At 64.8% G+C, this 17,756-nt stretch carries 21 protein-coding genes; 17 read left to right on the forward strand and 4 right to left on the reverse strand.

The window, feature by feature from the left end:
* The first annotated feature begins 127 nt into the window (after nucleotides 1-127).
* From AC0L2O_RS18715 to AC0L2O_RS18755, 9 genes are all read left to right on the forward strand, one after another.
* Nucleotides 128-574 (forward strand): SRPBCC family protein, encoded by a 447-nt coding sequence (locus tag AC0L2O_RS18715; protein ID WP_473370718.1) that lies wholly within the window; start codon nucleotides 128-130, stop codon nucleotides 572-574.
* Nucleotides 575-708: 134 nt separating this feature from the next.
* Entirely contained in the window at nucleotides 709-1,194 is a 486-nt protein-coding gene (locus tag AC0L2O_RS18720; RefSeq protein WP_369722785.1) for a (2Fe-2S)-binding protein, read from the forward strand.
* A 31-nt stretch (nucleotides 1,195-1,225) separates the two neighbouring features.
* Nucleotides 1,226-2,032, forward strand: a complete 807-nt coding sequence (locus tag AC0L2O_RS18725) for an FAD binding domain-containing protein (protein ID WP_473370719.1) — start codon at nucleotides 1,226-1,228, stop codon at nucleotides 2,030-2,032.
* A 62-nt stretch (nucleotides 2,033-2,094) separates the two neighbouring features.
* Nucleotides 2,095-3,018, forward strand: coding sequence for an AAA family ATPase (locus AC0L2O_RS18730; protein WP_473370720.1), 924 nt, complete (start codon nucleotides 2,095-2,097; stop codon nucleotides 3,016-3,018).
* Nucleotides 3,019-3,144: 126 nt separating this feature from the next.
* Nucleotides 3,145-4,347, forward strand: a complete 1,203-nt coding sequence (locus AC0L2O_RS18735; RefSeq protein WP_473370721.1) for a vWA domain-containing protein — start codon at nucleotides 3,145-3,147, stop codon at nucleotides 4,345-4,347.
* Nucleotides 4,348-4,357: 10 nt separating this feature from the next.
* Nucleotides 4,358-4,681, forward strand: coding sequence for an XdhC family protein (locus AC0L2O_RS18740; RefSeq protein ID WP_369722789.1), 324 nt, complete (start codon nucleotides 4,358-4,360; stop codon nucleotides 4,679-4,681).
* A 2-nt stretch (nucleotides 4,682-4,683) separates the two neighbouring features.
* A complete protein-coding gene (locus tag AC0L2O_RS18745) occupies nucleotides 4,684-5,385 on the forward strand; it encodes an XdhC family protein (protein WP_369722790.1) in 702 nt (233 codons plus the stop codon).
* A complete protein-coding gene (locus AC0L2O_RS18750; protein WP_473370722.1) occupies nucleotides 5,382-6,995 on the forward strand; it encodes an NTP transferase domain-containing protein in 1,614 nt (537 codons plus the stop codon). Before AC0L2O_RS18745 ends, AC0L2O_RS18750 begins: the two co-directional genes overlap by 4 nt.
* 168 nt (nucleotides 6,996-7,163) lie before the next feature.
* Nucleotides 7,164-7,553 (forward strand): DUF4189 domain-containing protein, encoded by a 390-nt coding sequence (locus AC0L2O_RS18755; RefSeq protein WP_369722792.1) that lies wholly within the window; start codon nucleotides 7,164-7,166, stop codon nucleotides 7,551-7,553.
* Between the two features lie 28 nt (nucleotides 7,554-7,581).
* On the opposite strand, the gene AC0L2O_RS18760 is transcribed toward AC0L2O_RS18755, so the two are convergent.
* On the reverse strand, nucleotides 7,582-9,363 hold the full coding sequence (locus AC0L2O_RS18760) for a CYTH and CHAD domain-containing protein (protein ID WP_473370723.1): 1,782 nt from the start codon (nucleotides 9,361-9,363) through the stop codon (nucleotides 7,582-7,584).
* Between the two features lie 201 nt (nucleotides 9,364-9,564).
* Here AC0L2O_RS18760 and AC0L2O_RS18765 point away from each other — a divergent pair, with 201 nt between their 5' ends.
* Nucleotides 9,565-9,975: a DUF2000 family protein gene (locus AC0L2O_RS18765; RefSeq protein ID WP_473370724.1), complete on the forward strand. Its 411-nt coding sequence runs from the start codon at nucleotides 9,565-9,567 to the stop codon at nucleotides 9,973-9,975.
* A gap of 94 nt (nucleotides 9,976-10,069) precedes the next feature.
* Here the strand turns inward: AC0L2O_RS18765 and AC0L2O_RS18770 are convergent, their stop codons facing one another.
* The 3 genes from AC0L2O_RS18770 to AC0L2O_RS18780 are packed head-to-tail and all read right to left on the reverse strand — an operon-like array spanning nucleotide 10,070 to nucleotide 11,316.
* Nucleotides 10,070-10,483, reverse strand: coding sequence for a GFA family protein (locus AC0L2O_RS18770; RefSeq protein ID WP_473370725.1), 414 nt, complete (start codon nucleotides 10,481-10,483; stop codon nucleotides 10,070-10,072).
* Nucleotides 10,484-10,495: 12 nt separating this feature from the next.
* A complete protein-coding gene (locus AC0L2O_RS18775) occupies nucleotides 10,496-10,984 on the reverse strand; it encodes an SRPBCC family protein (RefSeq protein WP_473370726.1) in 489 nt (162 codons plus the stop codon).
* On the reverse strand, nucleotides 10,981-11,316 hold the full coding sequence (locus AC0L2O_RS18780) for an ArsR/SmtB family transcription factor (RefSeq protein ID WP_409188142.1): 336 nt from the start codon (nucleotides 11,314-11,316) through the stop codon (nucleotides 10,981-10,983). The genes AC0L2O_RS18775 and AC0L2O_RS18780 overlap by 4 nt, the downstream gene beginning before the upstream one ends.
* A gap of 106 nt (nucleotides 11,317-11,422) precedes the next feature.
* Here AC0L2O_RS18780 and AC0L2O_RS18785 point away from each other — a divergent pair, with 106 nt between their 5' ends.
* The 7 genes from AC0L2O_RS18785 (at nucleotide 11,423) to AC0L2O_RS18815 (ending at nucleotide 17,718) form a co-directional block, all read left to right on the forward strand.
* Nucleotides 11,423-12,112 carry a TetR/AcrR family transcriptional regulator gene (locus AC0L2O_RS18785; protein WP_473370727.1) on the forward strand — a complete coding sequence of 230 codons (690 nt, stop codon included), beginning with the start codon at nucleotides 11,423-11,425 and terminating at the stop codon, nucleotides 12,110-12,112.
* 167 nt (nucleotides 12,113-12,279) lie between these two features.
* Nucleotides 12,280-13,026, forward strand: coding sequence for an HlyD family secretion protein (locus tag AC0L2O_RS18790; RefSeq protein WP_473370728.1), 747 nt, complete (start codon nucleotides 12,280-12,282; stop codon nucleotides 13,024-13,026).
* Complete coding sequence (locus AC0L2O_RS18795) at nucleotides 13,023-13,955, forward strand: ABC transporter ATP-binding protein (RefSeq protein ID WP_473370729.1); 933 nt, start codon at nucleotides 13,023-13,025, stop codon at nucleotides 13,953-13,955. The genes AC0L2O_RS18790 and AC0L2O_RS18795 overlap by 4 nt, the downstream gene beginning before the upstream one ends.
* Nucleotides 13,952-15,115 (forward strand): ABC transporter permease, encoded by a 1,164-nt coding sequence (locus AC0L2O_RS18800; RefSeq protein WP_369722800.1) that lies wholly within the window; start codon nucleotides 13,952-13,954, stop codon nucleotides 15,113-15,115. Before AC0L2O_RS18795 ends, AC0L2O_RS18800 begins: the two co-directional genes overlap by 4 nt.
* Before the next feature lie 107 nt (nucleotides 15,116-15,222).
* Nucleotides 15,223-16,530, forward strand: a complete 1,308-nt coding sequence (locus AC0L2O_RS18805; protein WP_473370730.1) for an adenylate/guanylate cyclase domain-containing protein — start codon at nucleotides 15,223-15,225, stop codon at nucleotides 16,528-16,530.
* Nucleotides 16,531-16,665: 135 nt separating this feature from the next.
* Entirely contained in the window at nucleotides 16,666-16,857 is a 192-nt protein-coding gene (locus tag AC0L2O_RS18810; protein WP_369722802.1) for a hypothetical protein, read from the forward strand.
* Nucleotides 16,858-16,986: 129 nt separating this feature from the next.
* Nucleotides 16,987-17,718, forward strand: coding sequence for a GntR family transcriptional regulator (locus AC0L2O_RS18815; protein WP_473370731.1), 732 nt, complete (start codon nucleotides 16,987-16,989; stop codon nucleotides 17,716-17,718).
* Nucleotides 17,719-17,756 lie beyond the last annotated feature (38 nt).

Below are 17,756 nucleotides of genomic sequence, written 5' to 3' on the forward strand. Positions count from 1 at the left end.
AAACCGCGCGGCTAAGCATTTTGCGGTTGCGAATATGCATTGCACGTGGCCGGGCTTGCCCTTTCCTTTGCGGCGTCCGTGCGTTACTTGAGCAGCATTATAGTTTCGCGATCCGGGAGGCGCCCCCATGGCCATGACGATGAACGGCGAAGTCCAGCTTGCGGCGCCGCGCGAGGCCGTCTGGGAGAAGCTCAACGATCCCGCCGTGCTGAAGGCCTGCATCCCCGGTTGCGAGGAGCTGGAAAAGACCGAGGACGGCGGTTTCCGCGCGACGGCGAAAATGAAGGTCGGCCCGGTGTCGGCGCGGTTCAAGGGCAAGGTCATGCTGAGCGATCTCGACCCGCCGAACGGCTACAAGATTTCCGGCGAAGGCGAGGGCGGCGTGGCTGGCTTCGCCAAGGGTGGCGCGGTGGTGAAGCTCGCGGAGAAAGACGGCGGCACACTGTTGTCTTACGAGGTCGAGGCCCAGATCGGCGGCAAGTTGGCGCAGCTCGGCCAGCGCCTGATCAACGGCACCGCCAAGAAACTTGCCGACGAGTTTTTCGCCAATTTCGCCAAAGCCGTACAGGGCTGAAGGCCTTGCCTTTTGTCATGGCGGCTTGCGTCCCGGGCGATGTTGCCCCAGCGGACAATGGCCCATATGATGGGTTCGAATAATTATAAAAAACCGCTTCGACGGGACCCGTCGGGGCGCTGAAGAGAGTGCTTATGGCGAAAATCTCCCTCATCGTGAACGGCAATCCTGTAACCGCCAATATCGATCCGCGTACGCTGCTGGTGCAGTTCCTGCGCGAGAATCTGCGGCTGACCGGCACCCATGTCGGCTGCGACACCTCGCAGTGCGGCGCCTGCGTCGTCCATCTCGACGGCAAGGCAGTCAAATCCTGCACCACGCTTGCCGTGATGGCCGACGGCCACGAGGTCAAGACAATCGAGGGACTGGCGGCGGACGGCGCGCCGCTGCATCCGATGCAGGAGGCCTTCCGCGAGCACCATGGCCTGCAGTGCGGATTCTGCACGCCCGGCATGATCATGACCGCGATCGACCTCGTGCATCGCAAGGGCAACGAGCTCGACGACCACACCATCCGCGAGGAGCTGGAAGGCAATCTGTGCCGCTGTACCGGCTACCAGAACATCGTCGCCTCGATCGCCGCCGGCGCGAAGGCGATGGCGAAATCCGATCTCGCGTAACCCACGCGCACTCCGCGATCAGGACATTCACATGTACGAATTCAAATACCATCGCCCTGCAACCGTGCGGCAGGCGGCCAACCTCCTGGTGAAGAACGAAGACGCCAAGCTGATTGCCGGCGGCCATACCCTCGTTCCGGTCATGAAGCAGCGCCTTGCCAGCCCCCCTCATCTGGTCGACCTCTCCCATATCGAGGGGCTCAACACGATCGAGATGAAGGGCCGCGCGCTGGTGATCGGCGCCACCGCCAAGCACGCCGAGGTCGCGACCTCCGCCATCGTCGGCGAAGCGATCCCGGCGCTGGCCAATCTTGCCGGCGGAATCGGCGATCCCGCGGTGCGCCACAAGGGCACCATCGGCGGCTCGCTCGCCAACAACGATCCGACCGCGGACTATCCGGCCGCCGTGCTCGCGCTCGGTGCGACCATCGTCACCAACAAGCGTCGCCTGAAGGCGGAAGAGTATTTCCAGGGCCTGTTCACGACGGCGCTGGAGGCCGACGAGATCATCACCAAGGTGATGTTCCCGGTGCCCAAGAAGGCGGCCTACGTCAAATTCCGCAACCAAGCCTCGCGCTATGCGTTGGTCGGCGTGTTCGTGGCACGGCGTCCGTCGGACGTGCGTGTCGCCGTCACCGGTGCCGGTTCCGAAGGCGTGTTTCGCGTTACCGCGTTTGAAGAAGCCTTGAAGAAGCGCTTCGCCGCGAAGGCGCTCGATGGCATCGAAGTGCCGGCCGAGGGGCTGAACAGCGACATCCACGGCAGCGCCGAATACCGCGCGCATCTCATCGGAGTGCTGACCCGGCGCGCCGTCGATGCCGCCAACGCCAAGGAATAGATGGGCCTGCCGATTGGCCCAACACTTGCCCCGTGTCAGGGCGTAGCGAGACTGGCTCTTTCATGAATTCAGCGGCCAATACCTCCGGTGCCTTGCCGGCATCGGTCGACGCGATGCTCGAACTCCTGACCTCGCGCGGCTACCTCGCCGAGCGGTCGCTCGCCACCGTGGCGTACCTCGCGCTGCGCATGGGCCGGCCGCTCTTCCTCGAAGGTGAGGCCGGCGTCGGCAAGACCGAGATCGCAAAGGTGCTGTCGGCGGCGCTCGGGCGCAAGCTGATCCGGCTGCAGTGCTATGAAGGCCTCGACGTCTCCTCGGCCGTCTACGAATGGAATAGCGCCGCGCAGATGATCGCGATCCGGATGGCGGAAGCCGCCGGTGATACCGATCGCGATCAATTGTCGTCGGACATCTTCGCCGACCGCTACATGATCAAGCGGCCGCTGTTGCAGGCGCTGGAGCCGGATGTGGCGGGGCCGCCGGTGCTGCTGATCGACGAGCTCGACCGCGCCGACGAAGCGTTCGAAGCCTATCTGCTCGAGATCCTTAGCGACTTCCAGGTGACGATCCCCGAGTTCGGCACCGTGAAGGCGCCGCATCCGCCGATCGTCATCATCACCTCGAACCGCACCCGCGAGATCCACGACGCGCTGAAGCGGCGCTGTCTTTATCACTGGGTCGACTATCCCGCCGCCGACCGCGAGCTCGCGATCGTCAAGTCGCGCGTGCCCGGCATCTCCGCAAAGCTGTCGCAGCAGGTCGTGCGCTTCGTGCAGGCCCTGCGCAACCAGGATTTCTACAAGTCGCCGGGCGTCGCCGAAACCATCGATTGGGCCACCGCGCTCTCGGAGCTCGACGCCCGCGCGCTGACCCCGCAAGTGGTCGGCGATACGCTGGGCGCGCTGCTCAAGTACCAGGACGACATCACGCGGATGCAGGGCGACGCCTTGGAGAAGGTGCTGAAGGAAGCGACGAGCGAGAATTGACCACCGTCGTTCCGGGGCGATGCGAAGCATCGGACTATGGTGCGCAATTGCGCACCTGAGAACCTCGAGATTCCGGGTTCGCTCGTTTCACTCGCGCCCCGGAATGACGGGGAGGATAGCTGAACCATGGCCATCAACCACCTGGCGCCCGAGCGGACCGAGCAGTTCGCCGACAACATCGTCGGCTTTGCCCGCGCGCTGCGCGCCGCTGGCATGCCGGTCGGGCCGGGCGCCGTCATCGATGCCATGAACGCGCTCCAGGTGATCGACATCGGCAGCCGCGCCGACGTCTTCGCCACGCTGGAGGCGATCTTCGTCAAGCGCCGCGAGCATGCGCTGATCTTCAAGCAGGCCTTCAACCTGTTCTTCCGCGCCTCGGAAGAGTGGAAGCACATGCTCGACTCGGTGCCGCTGCCGGATAGCGCGAAGAAGAAGCCGCCGGCCGGCTCGCGCCGCGTGCAGGAGGCGATGTCGCAGCCGCGCATGACGGAGACGCCGCAGCACCAGCAACAGGATCTGCGCCTGTCGGTGTCCGACAAGGAAATCCTCCAGAAGAAGGATTTCGCGCAGATGAGCGCGGCGGAGATTGCCGAGGCGCTGCGCGCGATCGAGCGAATGCGGTTGCCGCAGGCCGAGCTTCTCACGCGCCGGCATCGGCCCGATCCGCGCGGCCTGCGCCTCGACCTGCGCCGCACCTTGCGCGCCTCGCTTCACACCGGCGGCGACATCATCGACATCCACCGCCTCGGGCGTATCGAGAAGCCGGCGCCGATCGTGGCGCTGCTCGATATCTCGGGCTCGATGAGCGAGTACACCCGCCTGTTCCTGCATTTCCTGCATGCTATCGGAGACGCCCGCAAGCGGGTCTCGGTGTTCCTGTTCGGCACTCGCCTCACCAACGTGACCCGGGCGCTGCGCCAGCGCGACCCCGACGAGGCGCTGGCGAGCTGTTCGGCGGCGGTGGAGGACTGGGCCGGCGGCACGCGGATCTCGGGGTCGCTGCACAATTTCAACAAATTGTGGGCGCGGCGCGTGCTGAGCCAGGGCGCTATCGTGCTGCTGATCTCCGACGGGCTGGAACGGGAGGCCGATTCCAAGCTCGCCTTCGAGATGGACCGGCTGCACCGCTCGTGCCGGCGGCTGATCTGGCTCAACCCGCTGTTGCGGTTCGGCGGCTTCGAGGCCAAGGCGCAGGGCATCAAAATGATGCTCCCGCACGTTGACGAATTCCGCCCGGTACATAATTTGAGTTCGATCCAGGAGCTGATCAGCACGCTCTCCCGGCCGCTGCCGCCGCATCACCGCAGCCTGATCCGCTCCGCAGCCTGAGAGGTCAACCATGCTCGATCGCGACGAGGATATCCTGAAGGCGGCAGAGGACTGGCAGAAAGCCGGCCGTGGCGTCGCTCTGGCGACGGTCGTGGACACCTGGGGTTCGGCACCGCGTCCGGCGGGCTCGAGTCTCGTCATCAATGACGAGGGCACGTTCCTGGGGTCGGTCTCCGGCGGCTGCGTCGAGGGCGCCGTGGTCACCGAGGCCATGGATGTGATCCAGAGCGGCAAGCCGAGGATGCTCGAATTCGGCGTCGCCGACGAGACCGCCTGGAACGTCGGGCTGTCCTGCGGGGGCACCATTCGCGTCTTCGTCGAAAAGGTCGGCTAGCCGTGAAGCTCGAGATCTTGCACGAACTCAACGCCGAGCGCGCCGCGCGCCGGCCGGTGATTCTGGTCACCGACACGGAGAGCGGTGAGCAGCGGCTGGTGAAGGCAAAGGACTTCGCGAAAGACCCGCTGGCTGCCGAGCTGGACAAGCAGCTTCGCATGGGCAAGAGCGCCAGTGTCGAGGCCGGGGGCAAGAGGCTCTTCCTCAACGTCTACGCGCCCACGGCAAAGCTGGTCATTGTCGGCGCGGTCCATATCAGCCAGGCGTTGGCGCCGCTCGCACGCTCGCTCGGCTACGACGTCACCGTCGTCGATCCGCGCACGGCCTTTGCGAGCCCCGAGCGATTCCCGGATGTTCCGCTCGTGGCCGAATGGCCCGACACGGCGCTGCCGCCGCTCAATGTCGATGCCTACACCGCCTTTGTCGCAGTGACGCACGATCCCAAGATCGACGATCCCGCGCTGCTGCACGCCTTCGAGCGCAACTGCTTCTATATCGGCGCGCTCGGCTCGCGGAAGACTCATGCCAAGCGCGGCGAGCGGCTGCGGGCGCAGGGTGCGACCGAAAGCGACATCGCGCGGATTCACGCGCCGATCGGGCTTGCCATCGGCGCCGTCTCGCCGTCCGAGATCGCGGTGTCCATCATGGCGGAGATCACGGCCGTGCTTCGCCTGCCGCCCAAGCAAAAAGAACAAGCGGCATGAAATTCGGTCCGGCGAGCCCCAGGGATGCGATCGGCGGGGTGACCGTCCACACCCTGCGCCAGGGAGCGCTGGTTTTGAAGAAGGGCACGACCATCGGCGCTACCGAGGTCGAGGCGCTCGAGCGCGCCGGTATCAAGGACATCGTCGTGGTGCGGATGGAGACCGGCGATGTCTCCGAGGACGTCGCCGCCTCCAGCATCGCGCTGGCCGTCGGCGGCGACGGCATCCATGTCGAGCGCGCCTTCACCGGCCGCGCCAATCTGTTCGCCGCGCGCCCCGGCGTGTTGGTGATCGATCGCGCCGCGGTCGATCGCATCAACAATATCGACGAGGCCATCACCTTTGCGACGCTCTCCGCCTACAAGCCGGTGGTCGAGGGGGAGATGGTCGGCACTGTCAAGATCATCCCGTTCGGCGTGGAGCAAGGCTTGCGCGACGCCGCGGTGAAGGCCGCGGGCAAGGACGTGCTCAAGATCGCGCCCTATGTGATCAAGCGCGTCGGCGTGGTTTCGACGCTGCTGCCGGGGCTGTCCTCCAAGGTGATCGACAAGACGCTGCGCGTCACGGCCGAGCGGCTCGCACCGGCCGGCGCGGGCATCATCGCCGAGCGGCGCGTCGCCCATGAGGAGCGCGCGTTGTCGGCCGCGATCAAAGAGCTGCTCGGGCTTGGCGCCGAGCTAGTGATCGTGTTCGGCGCCTCGGCGATTGCCGACCGCCGTGACGTGATCCCGGCGGCCGTCACCGAAATCGGCGGCGAGATCGAGCATTTCGGCATGCCGGTCGATCCCGGCAATCTGCTGCTGATTGCGCGCGCCGGGGGTGTGCCGGTGCTGGGCGCGCCGGGTTGCGCGCGCTCGCCGGTCGAGAACGGTTTTGACTGGGTGCTGATGCGACTCTTGGCCGGCATCAAGGTGACGCGGTCCGAGCTGATGGGCATGGGCGTCGGCGGCCTCCTGATGGAGATCGTCACCCGGCCGCAACCGCGCGCCAAGCCGGAGATCGAGGGCAACAGCCGGGTCGCGGCCATCGTGCTCGCGGCAGGCCGCTCGACGCGGATGGGTGGGCCCAACAAGTTGTTGGCGGAGTTCAATGGCAAGAAGCTGGTGCGGATCGCGACCGAGCAGGCACTCGCCTCGAAGGCCTCCGAAGTGATCGTCGTGACCGGTCATCAGGCCGATCTGGTCGAACAGGCGCTTGCAGGATTAAAGGTGAAATTCGTCCGCAATCCGGATTTCACTGGCGGCATCGCAAGCTCGGTCAAGGCCGGCATCGCGGCGGTGCCTGACGGCTGCGACGGCGCATTGGTCTGTCTCGGCGACATGCCGCTGATCGATGCCAGCCTGATCGACCGCCTGATCGACGGCTTCGCGCCGGACCGCGGCAATCTCATCGTCGTGCCCGTCAGTGAAGGCCGCCGCGGCAATCCGGTGCTGTGGTCGCGGCGCTTCTTCAAAGAGTTGATGACACTCGACGGCGATGTCGGCGCGCGGCACTTGATCGCCAAGCATGCGGAGGCAGTCGCCGAAGTGACGGTCGACGGCGAGAGCGCCTTCCTCGATATCGACACGCCGCAGGCGCTGGACGCGGCACGGGGGGCGACGGTGCCGTAGGGTGGGCAAAGCGGAGCGTGCCCACCAATTTTGGAATGATGGTGTGGATGATGGTGGGCACGGCGTTCCGCCTTTGCCCCCCTAACGGCTTTTCAATCCCTCGTTCACCATCTGGAAACGTACCGCGCTTAGAGTCTTCTCCACCTGCCTTGGGGGGAGGGGTTCTCCATGACTTCGAACGTCGTCGCGCGCCGTTGCGCGATGTTTTTCTTTGCGCTGTCGGTTTGTGTCGCCGGCGCCCGCTACATCACTGAAGCCCACGCCGCCGGTGCGTTTGCAGTCGGCAAGTGCGGCGCCTATGGCCAGGCCTTTGACTATGGCGCCGAGCACGAGGCTCGCGCCGCGGCGCAAAAGCAATGCAAGGGTGAATGTACGACAGTGACGATGAAGCGCGCCTGCGCGGCGATGTCGGTCGATCTCGCCAATCCCTGCGGCGCCTACGGCTATGCCGTCAAGCCGAAGATCTCGGCCTCGCTCAACGCCGCCACGCGCGAATGCTACAAATTTGGCGGCAAGGAATGCGTGATCCGGGCCTGGGCCTGCGACGCCAAAGGCTGAAGGCTCTTAGCAGTCGCTGGCCCGCCGATCATGCCTCCGCTTCGGTCGACCAGGGCACCTTGGTCTTGACGAAGTCCGACCATGCCTTCCGCAGCCGCGGCTCGACGCCGACCATCGCGTGGGCCTGCCAGCCCGCGATCGCGGCTGCCGCAGTGGCGCTGGCCGAGGACTCGATGCCGATATCCGCGAGCAGCGAAGCCGTCGTCGCCATATCGTTGTACAGTCCGAGCTCATGTTGCAGGACCGCCAGCGCTTTGGAAAAACGCTTGGCTGATTTTCGCTGCCCGTACAGCGGCAGCAGGAAGTCGGCGACGTAACGCAATTTTTTGGCAGCGAGCCGCACCTGGTGCAGCTCTTCCGTCGTGCGCGATTTGAAACGGCGGCCGCGCTTGAGCAGTTTCGCATGCTGAGCCGAGAGAATGCGGTGTGCGAAATTCAGGGCGGGCTCGGCCAGTTGCGCCAGATGTTCCGGAGCGGCGTCGCTGCGCCAGCCGCGGGTTTCGATCCAGCTGCCAAGCCCGATCAGGAAATACGAGGCGCGGCGATCGGCCAGCACCAGGCGGATCTTGTCGTAGCACGCGGCCCGGCGTTGCTCGACGGCCGCCTCCAATGCGTCGAAGCCCGCGATCGCCGGACAGCCTTGCGCAACGACACCCAGGGTCTGCTGCTGGAACACGTCCCAGTCGCGCGCGGGGGATAGAGTTTGCGCCAGCCATTTGGCCTCTGAGCGCAGCAGGTCGACCTTGCTCAGCGACACCACCGATCGCATCAGGTCCAGTACCGATCGCAGGCGTCGCAGCGCCACGCGAAGCTGGTGAATGCCCTCGGCATCGCGCCCGTCCTCGGCGGCGGGCAGAGATTGGAGCAGATGATGCAGACAGGCACGCAGGATCGCCGCAAACGCCTCGTCGAGCGATGCGGAGGGATCAAGGCGTATCTTGCGCGGCCTTGTCGCGGCTGGTGGGTTGTCGGCCGCAAGGTCGAATCCGCGCGCCGATTTGCTGCGAATCGACGGCCTGGCCGGCCCATGCTCTGCGAGCCGCAGCGCCAGTTCGTAGATGGCGGATGCGTTACCGCCTTTGAGTTCCAGCTCAATCTCGCTGACCGGCATCGATCGGTCGCCGGATGTCAGTTGCCCCCGGTCGAAGGCGACCTCGACCGTGCCGGACGGCAGGTCGACGACGCGCTGATGCCGGCGAATGTCGGTGGTGAAGACCGCTTCCAGCGGGTGTCGTTGGAGTTCGGCGCGCAGCTTGTCCGGGATGAAGGGCAGCGCCAGCGCGATGTCGGGAGCCATGGAGGGGACGCTAGCTTCCCATTCGCCGCGGCGCAGCGGATCGTTGCCAAGTTCGGCCTTCACCGTCTGCGTGAAACGCGTGCCGCTTTGGCGGACTCGAAAACTCAATCCGTTGCGCTGGAGCGTGCGCTTGGGCGTGTCGTAGTAGACGGCCCTGAGGTGTTTCCGTGACCCCTTGTTGCGCGCGTTCGCGACGATGACGGGTGCCTTGCCGAAATCGGCGAGGCGATCCGCGTCCACAAGCAGCTTGAGCTCGATCTCGGTGGCACGTGGCGCAATCTCGCCAGAGGTTTCCCCGCGCATCGGTTCGGCGCGCGTTTCATCGGCGGAACGGCCGACCTGCACGCACGCTTCGGGCGAAACCCCGTCGTTGCGGAACTCGGAACCAGACCTTGCGCTGGAAACGGCGGAGTTCTTGTTTGCCTTCCCGTCCACCGGCAACGGATGACCATTGGTCTTCGTCGGACGCTGCGCGGGTTCGAAGGATCGCTTGATGGCGCCAATTTCCGACATTCGCAATTTGTGACAGTTCGATGACAGGGGCGCGCGAGATATAGCCCGCCTGACTCGCGAGGAGAAGTGCAGCCGAGCGCATCTCGCTTGAAATTTCCGAACTGTGATCGATAGGTCAATCCGAGTTACATTCGCAGCCGCAATCGTCGCGCGAGAAATCCTGCTGTCTTTCTCGGCGGTTGGAAGCGTGTGGGAGAATTCATGCCGTTCGACACGAAAGTCGCCGTTGTCATTCGCAACGATCTCGAGGCCTGGCAGAAGCTCAATGTCGCGTCGTTCCTGACGAGCGGCGTCGCTGCCGCGTTTCCGGAATGCATTGGCGATGCCTATGAGGACGCCTCTGGAACAAGATATCTTGCGATGATCGGCCAGCCGATCCTGATCTATGGCGCCGATGGTCCGGCCTTGTCGCGCGCACTCGATCGTGCGCTCACGCGCAACGTCGCGCCGGCGGTTTACACCGAGGGCATGTTCAAGACCACGCATGATGCCGCCAATCGTGAGGTGGTGAAGGCGGTGGCGCGTGCTGACCTCAATCTCGTCGGCATCGCTATGCGCGCCGAGCGCAAGGTGATCGACAAGATCGTCGATGGATTGAAATTCCACAGTTGACGAAGGTGCCGGTGTTGGCCGTTGAAGCTCTCCCGCAAGGCTTGCGGGGGAGGGAGCGCACCTTCCGCGCGGCCGCGATCAACCCAATCAATCGCTACCGCGGCGGCATGGTCTCGAATTTCGTCAGCTCCGGATCCAGATGATCCCAGCCATGTCCGCGCGCGGCGTAGGTGACGACCTGCGGCTTGAAGCGGGCCGGCTCGTCGAGGCTCGCTGCGCGGATGGTGAAGATTCCGGGCTGTGCTGCGAAGGTCATGTAGACCGGCACACCGCACACGGCGCAGAAGGCGCGCGTCTTCACGCCGCCGCTGTCGCTGACCATGTCCCATCGGCTGGCCTCGCCCGTCAAGGTGACGCCGTCGCGCGCGAACGTGGCGTAAGAGCCGTGGCCGGTGCCGCTCTCGCGCTGGCAGTCCCGGCACTGGCAGTGATTGGCGAATAACGGCTCGCTGGCTATCGAGTAGCGGATCGCGCCGCAGGCGCAGCCGCCGGTATAGGGCTTCTTCATCGCGATAATTCCTTACTTGGCTTCGCCGCTGATCTCGTCGAGCTGGCGAACCACCTTCTTCCAGCCGCCGCTCATGCCCGTGTAGGCCGTGTCGTTCCCGGGCAGAACGAAGCCCGCATGAACCAGCCGGATGCGCGTGCCGACTTCGACCGGGGTGAGGGACCAGGTCACGACCGTATCGAGCGGTGCGCCGTAGCCGGTGTTGCGCGCGTCGCCGCCCTTCCAGGCGTAGACGAGGCGCCGGTTCGGCACGACCTCCAGCACCCGGCAATGGATCACGCCGTCCCAGGCGCCGCCCGGGGCGGTCTGGTACGTGAAGGTGTTGCCTTCGACGGCTTCGAAGCCGGTCGGCGGCATCAGCCAGCGTGCGATCAACTGGGCACTGGTCAGCGCTTTCCAGATCGTCTCGGGCGCGTGAGGGAACACCTCATCGATCACGATGTCCCGGATATCTTTTTGGATAGCTTGTTGGGCCTCGGCTTTCAGCTCGGCAGCACTCACGGGTCGATCTCCTTCAAGAGGTCACGCAGGTTCTGGAAGCGCTCGCGCCAGAACACGCCGTAATGATCCATCCAGGTGACCAGCGGCTCGAGTCCTTGCGGCGCAGCGCGGTAATAGACGTTGCGACCCTCGGCACGCTCGGCGACCAGGCCCACCTGCTTTAGCGATTTCAGGTGCTGCGAGATCGCGCCCTGGGTCACGCCCGAGCCGCGCGTCAGCTCGGCGACGCTGATCTCCTTGCTCTCGAACACGCGCTCGAACACGGCACGCCGGGTCGGATCGGCGAGGGCGCGCATCACGGCGGTGACGGGGTTTGGGGCGGTTTCGATCATGTCTACTAATTAGCGTAGGCTAATGCATTAGTCAAGATTAATGTCTTCCTCGGTCGGGAGCGCTCATCTGATTGACAGTGACTGACTAGTCAGTCATAATAGCGCCATGACAAAAAAGCCCGCCAAAGCCGTCACAGCATCCGCAGTCCACGCACGGAGCCGCGCGCCAGCTGAAGAGAAAGCCGCGCCCGCCTCGAGCCGCGCCGCGCGCGCGGAGGAGCGGCGCGCCGCGATCGTGGACGCCGCGATGGAGGAGTTCATCGCCCGCGGCTTTGCAGCGACGCGGCTCGACGACATTGCCAAGCGCGCAGGCGTGGCCAAGGGCACGATCTACCTGCACTTCAAGGACAAGGAATCGATGTTCGAGGAGCTGGTGCGGATCGTGATCGTGCCGGTGGTGGCGCGGCTCAACGCACTGCCGCCGCCGACCGGCTCGGTGCGCGATCTCGTCGAGACCTTTGCGAGCAACTTCCTGAAAGAGGTGATCGGCACCAGGCGTGGCGATCTCGTGCGGCTGATCGTTGCAGAGGGGCCGCGCTTTCCGTCCGTGGCGGACTTCTACTACCGCGAGGTCGTCTCGCGCGGGATGGCCGGCATGCGCGCGCTGATCGAGCTCGGCATCGCCCGCGGCGAGATCCGCGAAAAGGATCTCGCGCGCTTTCCGCAGATCCTGGTCGCGCCGGCGCTCATTGCGGTGATGTGGCAGAGCCTGTTTGCGCGGCACGCGCCGCTCGATGCGCAGGAAATGCTGCGCGTTCATCTCGATTTGATATTTGGGAAACGGAGCACGACATGACGTCGTCGCAAAGCACCTTTCACCCCATCCTGAGGAGCGCGGAACGCGCGTCTCGAAGGATGAAGGCTCGGCTGTGGCTCCTCGCCCTTCGAGACGCCGCTTCGCGGCTCCTCAGGGTGAGGGTGCAACAGCGGTTTCGGCCGCGCCTCGGTTCGATCGCAGTTCTGATGCTCGCCATCGGCCTCGCCGGCTGCAACGAGAAGCGTGATCCCGGCTTCCAGGGCTGGGTCGAGGCCGACATGATCTTCGTCAGCCCGGACGAAGCCGGCCGGGTCACCAAGCTCAACGTGCGCGAAGGCGACGAAGTGAAGGCCGGCGATGCCTTGTATTCCGTCGACGACGACCTCCAGCTTGCCGATCTCAACCAGAACAAGGCGACGCTCGCCAATGCGCAACAGACCTATGACCGTGCGGCCTCGCTGAGCAAGACCGGCTCGGGCACGCAGGCCAATCTTGACTCCGCCGTCTCCGCCTTGCGGGTCGCGGAGGCGCGGGTGGCGACGTCACAGACGCGGATGGCGCGGCGAAAAGGTTTTGCGCCGGTCGCCGGCACCATCCAGCAGATCTACTTCCGCGAGGGCGAGATGGTGGCGGCGCAGCGGCCGGTGCTCTCGATCATGCCGCCCGGCAACATGAAGCTGCGCTTCTTCGTGCCGGAGACCGAGCTTCCGAAGCTTGCGATCGGCGACGAGGTGCGCGTGACATGCGACAATTGCGGCACCGATCTCACGGCAAAAATCTACTTCATCGCGACCACGGCCGAATATACCCCGCCGGTGATCTACAGCCTCGATGAACGCAACAAGCTCGTCTATCTGGTCCAGGCGCGGCCCTCGCGGCCGGATGCCCTGCGCGTCGGCCAGCCGATCAGCGTCTATCTCAACCCGAAAACGCCGGTGGCGGACAAGCGATGAACGGCGGCAACGGCATTGCGATCGACGTCAAGGGCCTGAGCAAATCGTTCGGCGGCCGCGAGGTCGTGCACGATCTGTCGATGCAGGTGAAGCGCGGCTCGATCTACGGCTTCCTCGGACCCAACGGCTCGGGCAAGACCACCACCATCCGCATCCTCTGCGGCCTGCTCACGCCCGACAGCGGCGAGGGCACCTGTCTCGGCTATGACATCTTGCGCGATGCCGAAAAGATCAAGCGCCAGGTCGGCTACATGACCCAGCGTTTCAGCCTGTATCAGGACCTCTCCGTGCGCGAGAACCTCGAATTCGTCGCGCGGCTCTACGGCCTGCGCGATCCGCGCCGCGCTGCGCGCGACATGATCACGCGGCTCGGCCTTTCAGGTCGCGGGGAGCAGCTTGCCGGTGAGCTCTCCGGAGGCTGGAAGCAACGCCTTGCGTTAGGGGCCTGCACGCTGCCCAATCCGCAATTGTTGCTGCTCGACGAGCCGACCGCCGGCGTTGATCCCAAGGCGCGGCGCGATTTCTGGAACGAGATCCATGCGCTCGCCGCCGACGGACTGACCGTGCTGGTTTCCACCCATTATATGGATGAGGCCGAGCGATGCCACGAGATCGCTTATATCGCCTATGGCCATCTGCTCGCGCACGGCACGGTGGACGAGGTCATCGCGAAATCCGCGCTCACGACCTACACCGTGACCGGCGAGGACCTCAACAGCCTGACGGCCCAGCTCACCGGCAAACCGGGTGTCGACATGGTGGCGCCGTTCGGCACCTCGCTCCACGTCTCCGGTCGCGATGTCGCGGCACTGGAGGCGAGCATCGCGCCGTGGCGTGAAAAGACCGGCCTGCACTGGCATAAATCGGCGCCGTCGCTGGAGGATGTCTTCATCGAGCTGATGGGCCGCTCCAAGGATAATTTCCAATGAGTGCCGTCGATCATTCGGCCCCCGCCCGCGAAATCCGCGAGCGGTTCGGCTTCTGGAAGCGCTCCTATGCGATGCTGATCAAGGAGTTCATCCAGCTCAGGCGCGATCGCGTCTCGTTCGCGATGATCGTGATGCTGCCGGTGATGCAGCTGTTGCTGTTCGGCTATGCCATCAACACCACGCCGCACAATTTACCGAGCGCGGTGTTGTTGCAGGAGGACTCCGATCTCGCCCGCTCGGTGCTGAAGGCGCTGGAGAACACCGCCTATTTCCGCTTCATCTACCAGGTGCACGACGTCGATGATTTCGACAACCTGCTGAAATCCGGCAAGGTGCTGTTTGGCGTCGAGATCCCGCGCGGCTTCGAGCGTGCGGTGCGGCGCGGCGACAGGCCGGCGCTGCTGGTCGCGGCCGATGCGACCGATCCGGTTGCGGCAAGCGCCGCGCTTGGCTCGCTCGGCATGATCGTGCAGACCGCGCTCCAGCACGATCTCTTTATTGGCGATCCCCCGGCCATGCCGTTCGAGATCCGCGCGCATGCCCGCTACAATCCGGCGGCGGTCTCGAGCCTCAACATCGTGCCGGGCCTCGTCGGCACCATCCTGACCATGACCATGCTGATCTTCACCGCGCTCTCGGTGACGCGCGAGGTCGAGCGCGGCACCATGGAGAGCCTGCTGTCGATGCCGATCAAGCCGGTCGAGGTGATGTTCGGCAAGATCATCCCTTACGTGCTGGTCGGCTTCGTCCAGGCCTTCCTCATCATCGGAATCGGCGTGTTCCTGTTCGGTGTGCCCGTGCTGGGCAATCTGTTCCTGCTGGCGCTGCTCTCGACGCTGTTCATCACCACCAATCTGGCGATCGGCTACACGATATCGACGGTGGTGCAGAACCAGCTCCAGGCCATGCAGATGTCGATGATGTTCTTCCTCCCGAGCATCTTGCTCTCCGGCTTCATGTTCCCGTTCGCGGGGATGCCGGCCTGGGCGCAATATGTCGGCGAGGCCCTGCCGCTGACGCACTATTTGCGCATCGTCCGCGCCATCATGCTGAAAGGCGCGAGCATGCAAAACCTTCGCTTTGATGCGCTGGCGCTGGCCGCCCTGATGCTGCTGGCGATGACGATCGCCGTGACGCGCTTCCGCCGCACGCTGGATTGAGGCAAGATGCCCCCTGATGTCATTCCGGGGCGCACGAAGTGCGAACCCGGAATCTCGAGATTCCGGGTTCGATGCTGTCGCATCGCCCCGGAATGACTGGGGGCGGAATGGCGATCTTTGCGAGCAGGAAAACCCGGCAGCGTGCCGTTTTGTCGGACGAATTCGAGCGCGAGCTGACGCGGGAGGTGCTGCGCACCGAGCTGTTGCGGGTGAAGGCGCTGATCATCACTGGCTGCGTGATGATCTTGTTCCTCACCTCGACCTACCTGATCGACCCCGCCATCGTGAACCGGATCTGGCGCGGGACGGGAGGTCTTGTCCGCGAATACATCCTCCTGGCGGGCTTCATCCTCTTCGAGGTCTGGGTCCACAGCCAGATCACGCGAAACCTCAAGCTCGATCGCGACCTGCCGGTGATCAGGCGCTATATCGGCGCAACAATCGAAACATCGCTGCCGACGATCATCCTGATCCTCCAGATTCGCAGCATGGGCGCTGGGCCCGCGCTCGGCTTCGTGCTGCCACTGGCCTATTTCATCTTCATCATTCTTTCGACGCTGCGTCTCGATTTTTGGCTGTCCACCTTCACGGGATTCGTGGCCGCAGCCGAACTCCTGGCCGTCGCGCTGTACTACAATTCGGCTGACGACGCCGGCGAACCCCTGATCTACTTTCACGCCGTGCGCAGCACCATCATCCTGATCGGCGGTGTGCTCGCGGGTGCCGTCGGCGCGCGATTGCGGCGGCAATTTGCCGCGAGCATCGCGGCCGCCACCGCGCGCGACCGGGTGACTAATTTGTTCGGCCAGCACGTCTCGCCTCAGGTGGTGGAACGATTGATGGCGGAGGGCACAAGTGCTGCCGGCGACCTCCGCCGTGTCGCCGTGATGTTCGTCGATTTCCGTGGCTTCACCGCCGGCGCGCAGTCGCGCACGCCGCAGGAGGTGGTCGACCGGCTCGACGGCGCCTTCGCCGTGCTGGTCGACATCCTCGATCGGGAGGGCGGCATCGTGAACAAGTTTCTCGGCGACGGCTTTCTCGCGCTGTTCGGCGCGCCGCTGGAAGCCTCCGACGCCGCCCATCGCGCGGTCGCCGCCGGCCGCGAGATGCTGAGCGCGATGGACCGCATCAACGCGCAGACGAGCTGGCCGCTCAGAATCGGCATCGGCATCCATTTCGGCGAGGTCGTCGCCGGCAATATCGGCTCGCCCCGGCGCAAGGAATACACCGTGATCGGCGACACCGTGAACTTTGCCTCCCGGCTTGAGGCGCTGAACAAGGAGTTTGGCTCCCAGCTCCTGATCTCGTCCGCCGTGCGCGAGGCGCTGGGCGATGACGGCGGCGATGCGGTGGCGCTCGGTGAGGTCACGGTACGCGGTTACGAGCAGCCGATGGCGGTGTTTCAGCTGGGGTGAGGGAGGCTTTTGGCGTCCTCGCAAGCCGCTCGCGTTTGTTTGAAGACCCGCGATGAAATATCTGCGGCGGCATTCCGCTCCTGCACTCAGGACGTCGAAATCTTTCGGCTTCCGTTTGTCACGCGGAGAAGATCCATGATCCGATTGAGCTTCGTCTCGGCTGCCCTGATCGCCGCTTCCGTCTATCAAGCCTACGCCGTGGCCGCTGCGCCGGCGCGGCGCGCCGCACTCCACACAACGGGCGACTGCGTGAGGGCTCCCGCAGAGGGCGCCTATGCCACCGCGCCCTACAAGGAGCCGCCTTGTATGCCGAAGACCACGAACTGACGATCGAGCTGGGCGCGGCCGGGTCGGCGAAGTCTGCGATCCGGCCGCGGGTCTTCTGCGGCGGACTCAAACATCGTGGTATTTTCGTAGTGCTTGACTCCGAATTCATCTAGTCATCTATATGACCAAATGAGTTCAGCGCCGCTCGACGACCGCCTGCCACGCTACCAGCGCCTGCGCGACGATCTCGCCGCGCGGATCAACCGCAATGAATGGCGGCCCGGCGAGCCGATCCCGTCCGAAGCCGAGCTCGCAACGCATTACGGTGTCGCCATCGGCACCGTCCGCAAGGCCATCGACCAGCTGGTCTCGGATGTGGTGCTGGAGCGCCAGCAGGGCCGCGGCACCTTCGTGCGGCGGGCGCGCTTCAATTCCTCGCTGTTCCGCTTCTTTCGTTTCCAGTCCGAGAGCGGCGAGCGCCGCGTTCCGAAGAGCCGCATCATCCGACGCAAGAGCGTGCCGGCGACGTCGGCTGTCGCATCGGCGCTACGCATTCCCACAGGCGAGCCCGTGATCAGCCTGTCGCGCCTGCGTCTGATCGACGACGTACCGCTGCTGGCGGAAGAGATCTGGCTCCAGCAATCGCGCTTCGCAAAAATCCTCGAGATCGACACCGCCGAGTTCGGCGACCTGCTTTATCCGCTCTACGAAGAACGTTGCGGCGAGGTCGTGGTTTCGGCCGAAGAAATCTTGACGGTCGAGACGGCCAACGAGATGCAGGCGCGGCTGCTGCGGCTTGAGGCGCATGCGCCGCTGATCGTGATCGAGCGCCTCGCTCTCGATCTGGAGCGGCGGCCGATCGAATGGCGACGGTCGCGCGGACCCGCCGATCGCTTCCGCTACCACGCCGAGATCCGGTGAGAGCGGGCTTCAGCAAGATCAATCAATAACGAATTCAG

This window comes from Bradyrhizobium sp. Kon10 (genome assembly GCF_055807395.1).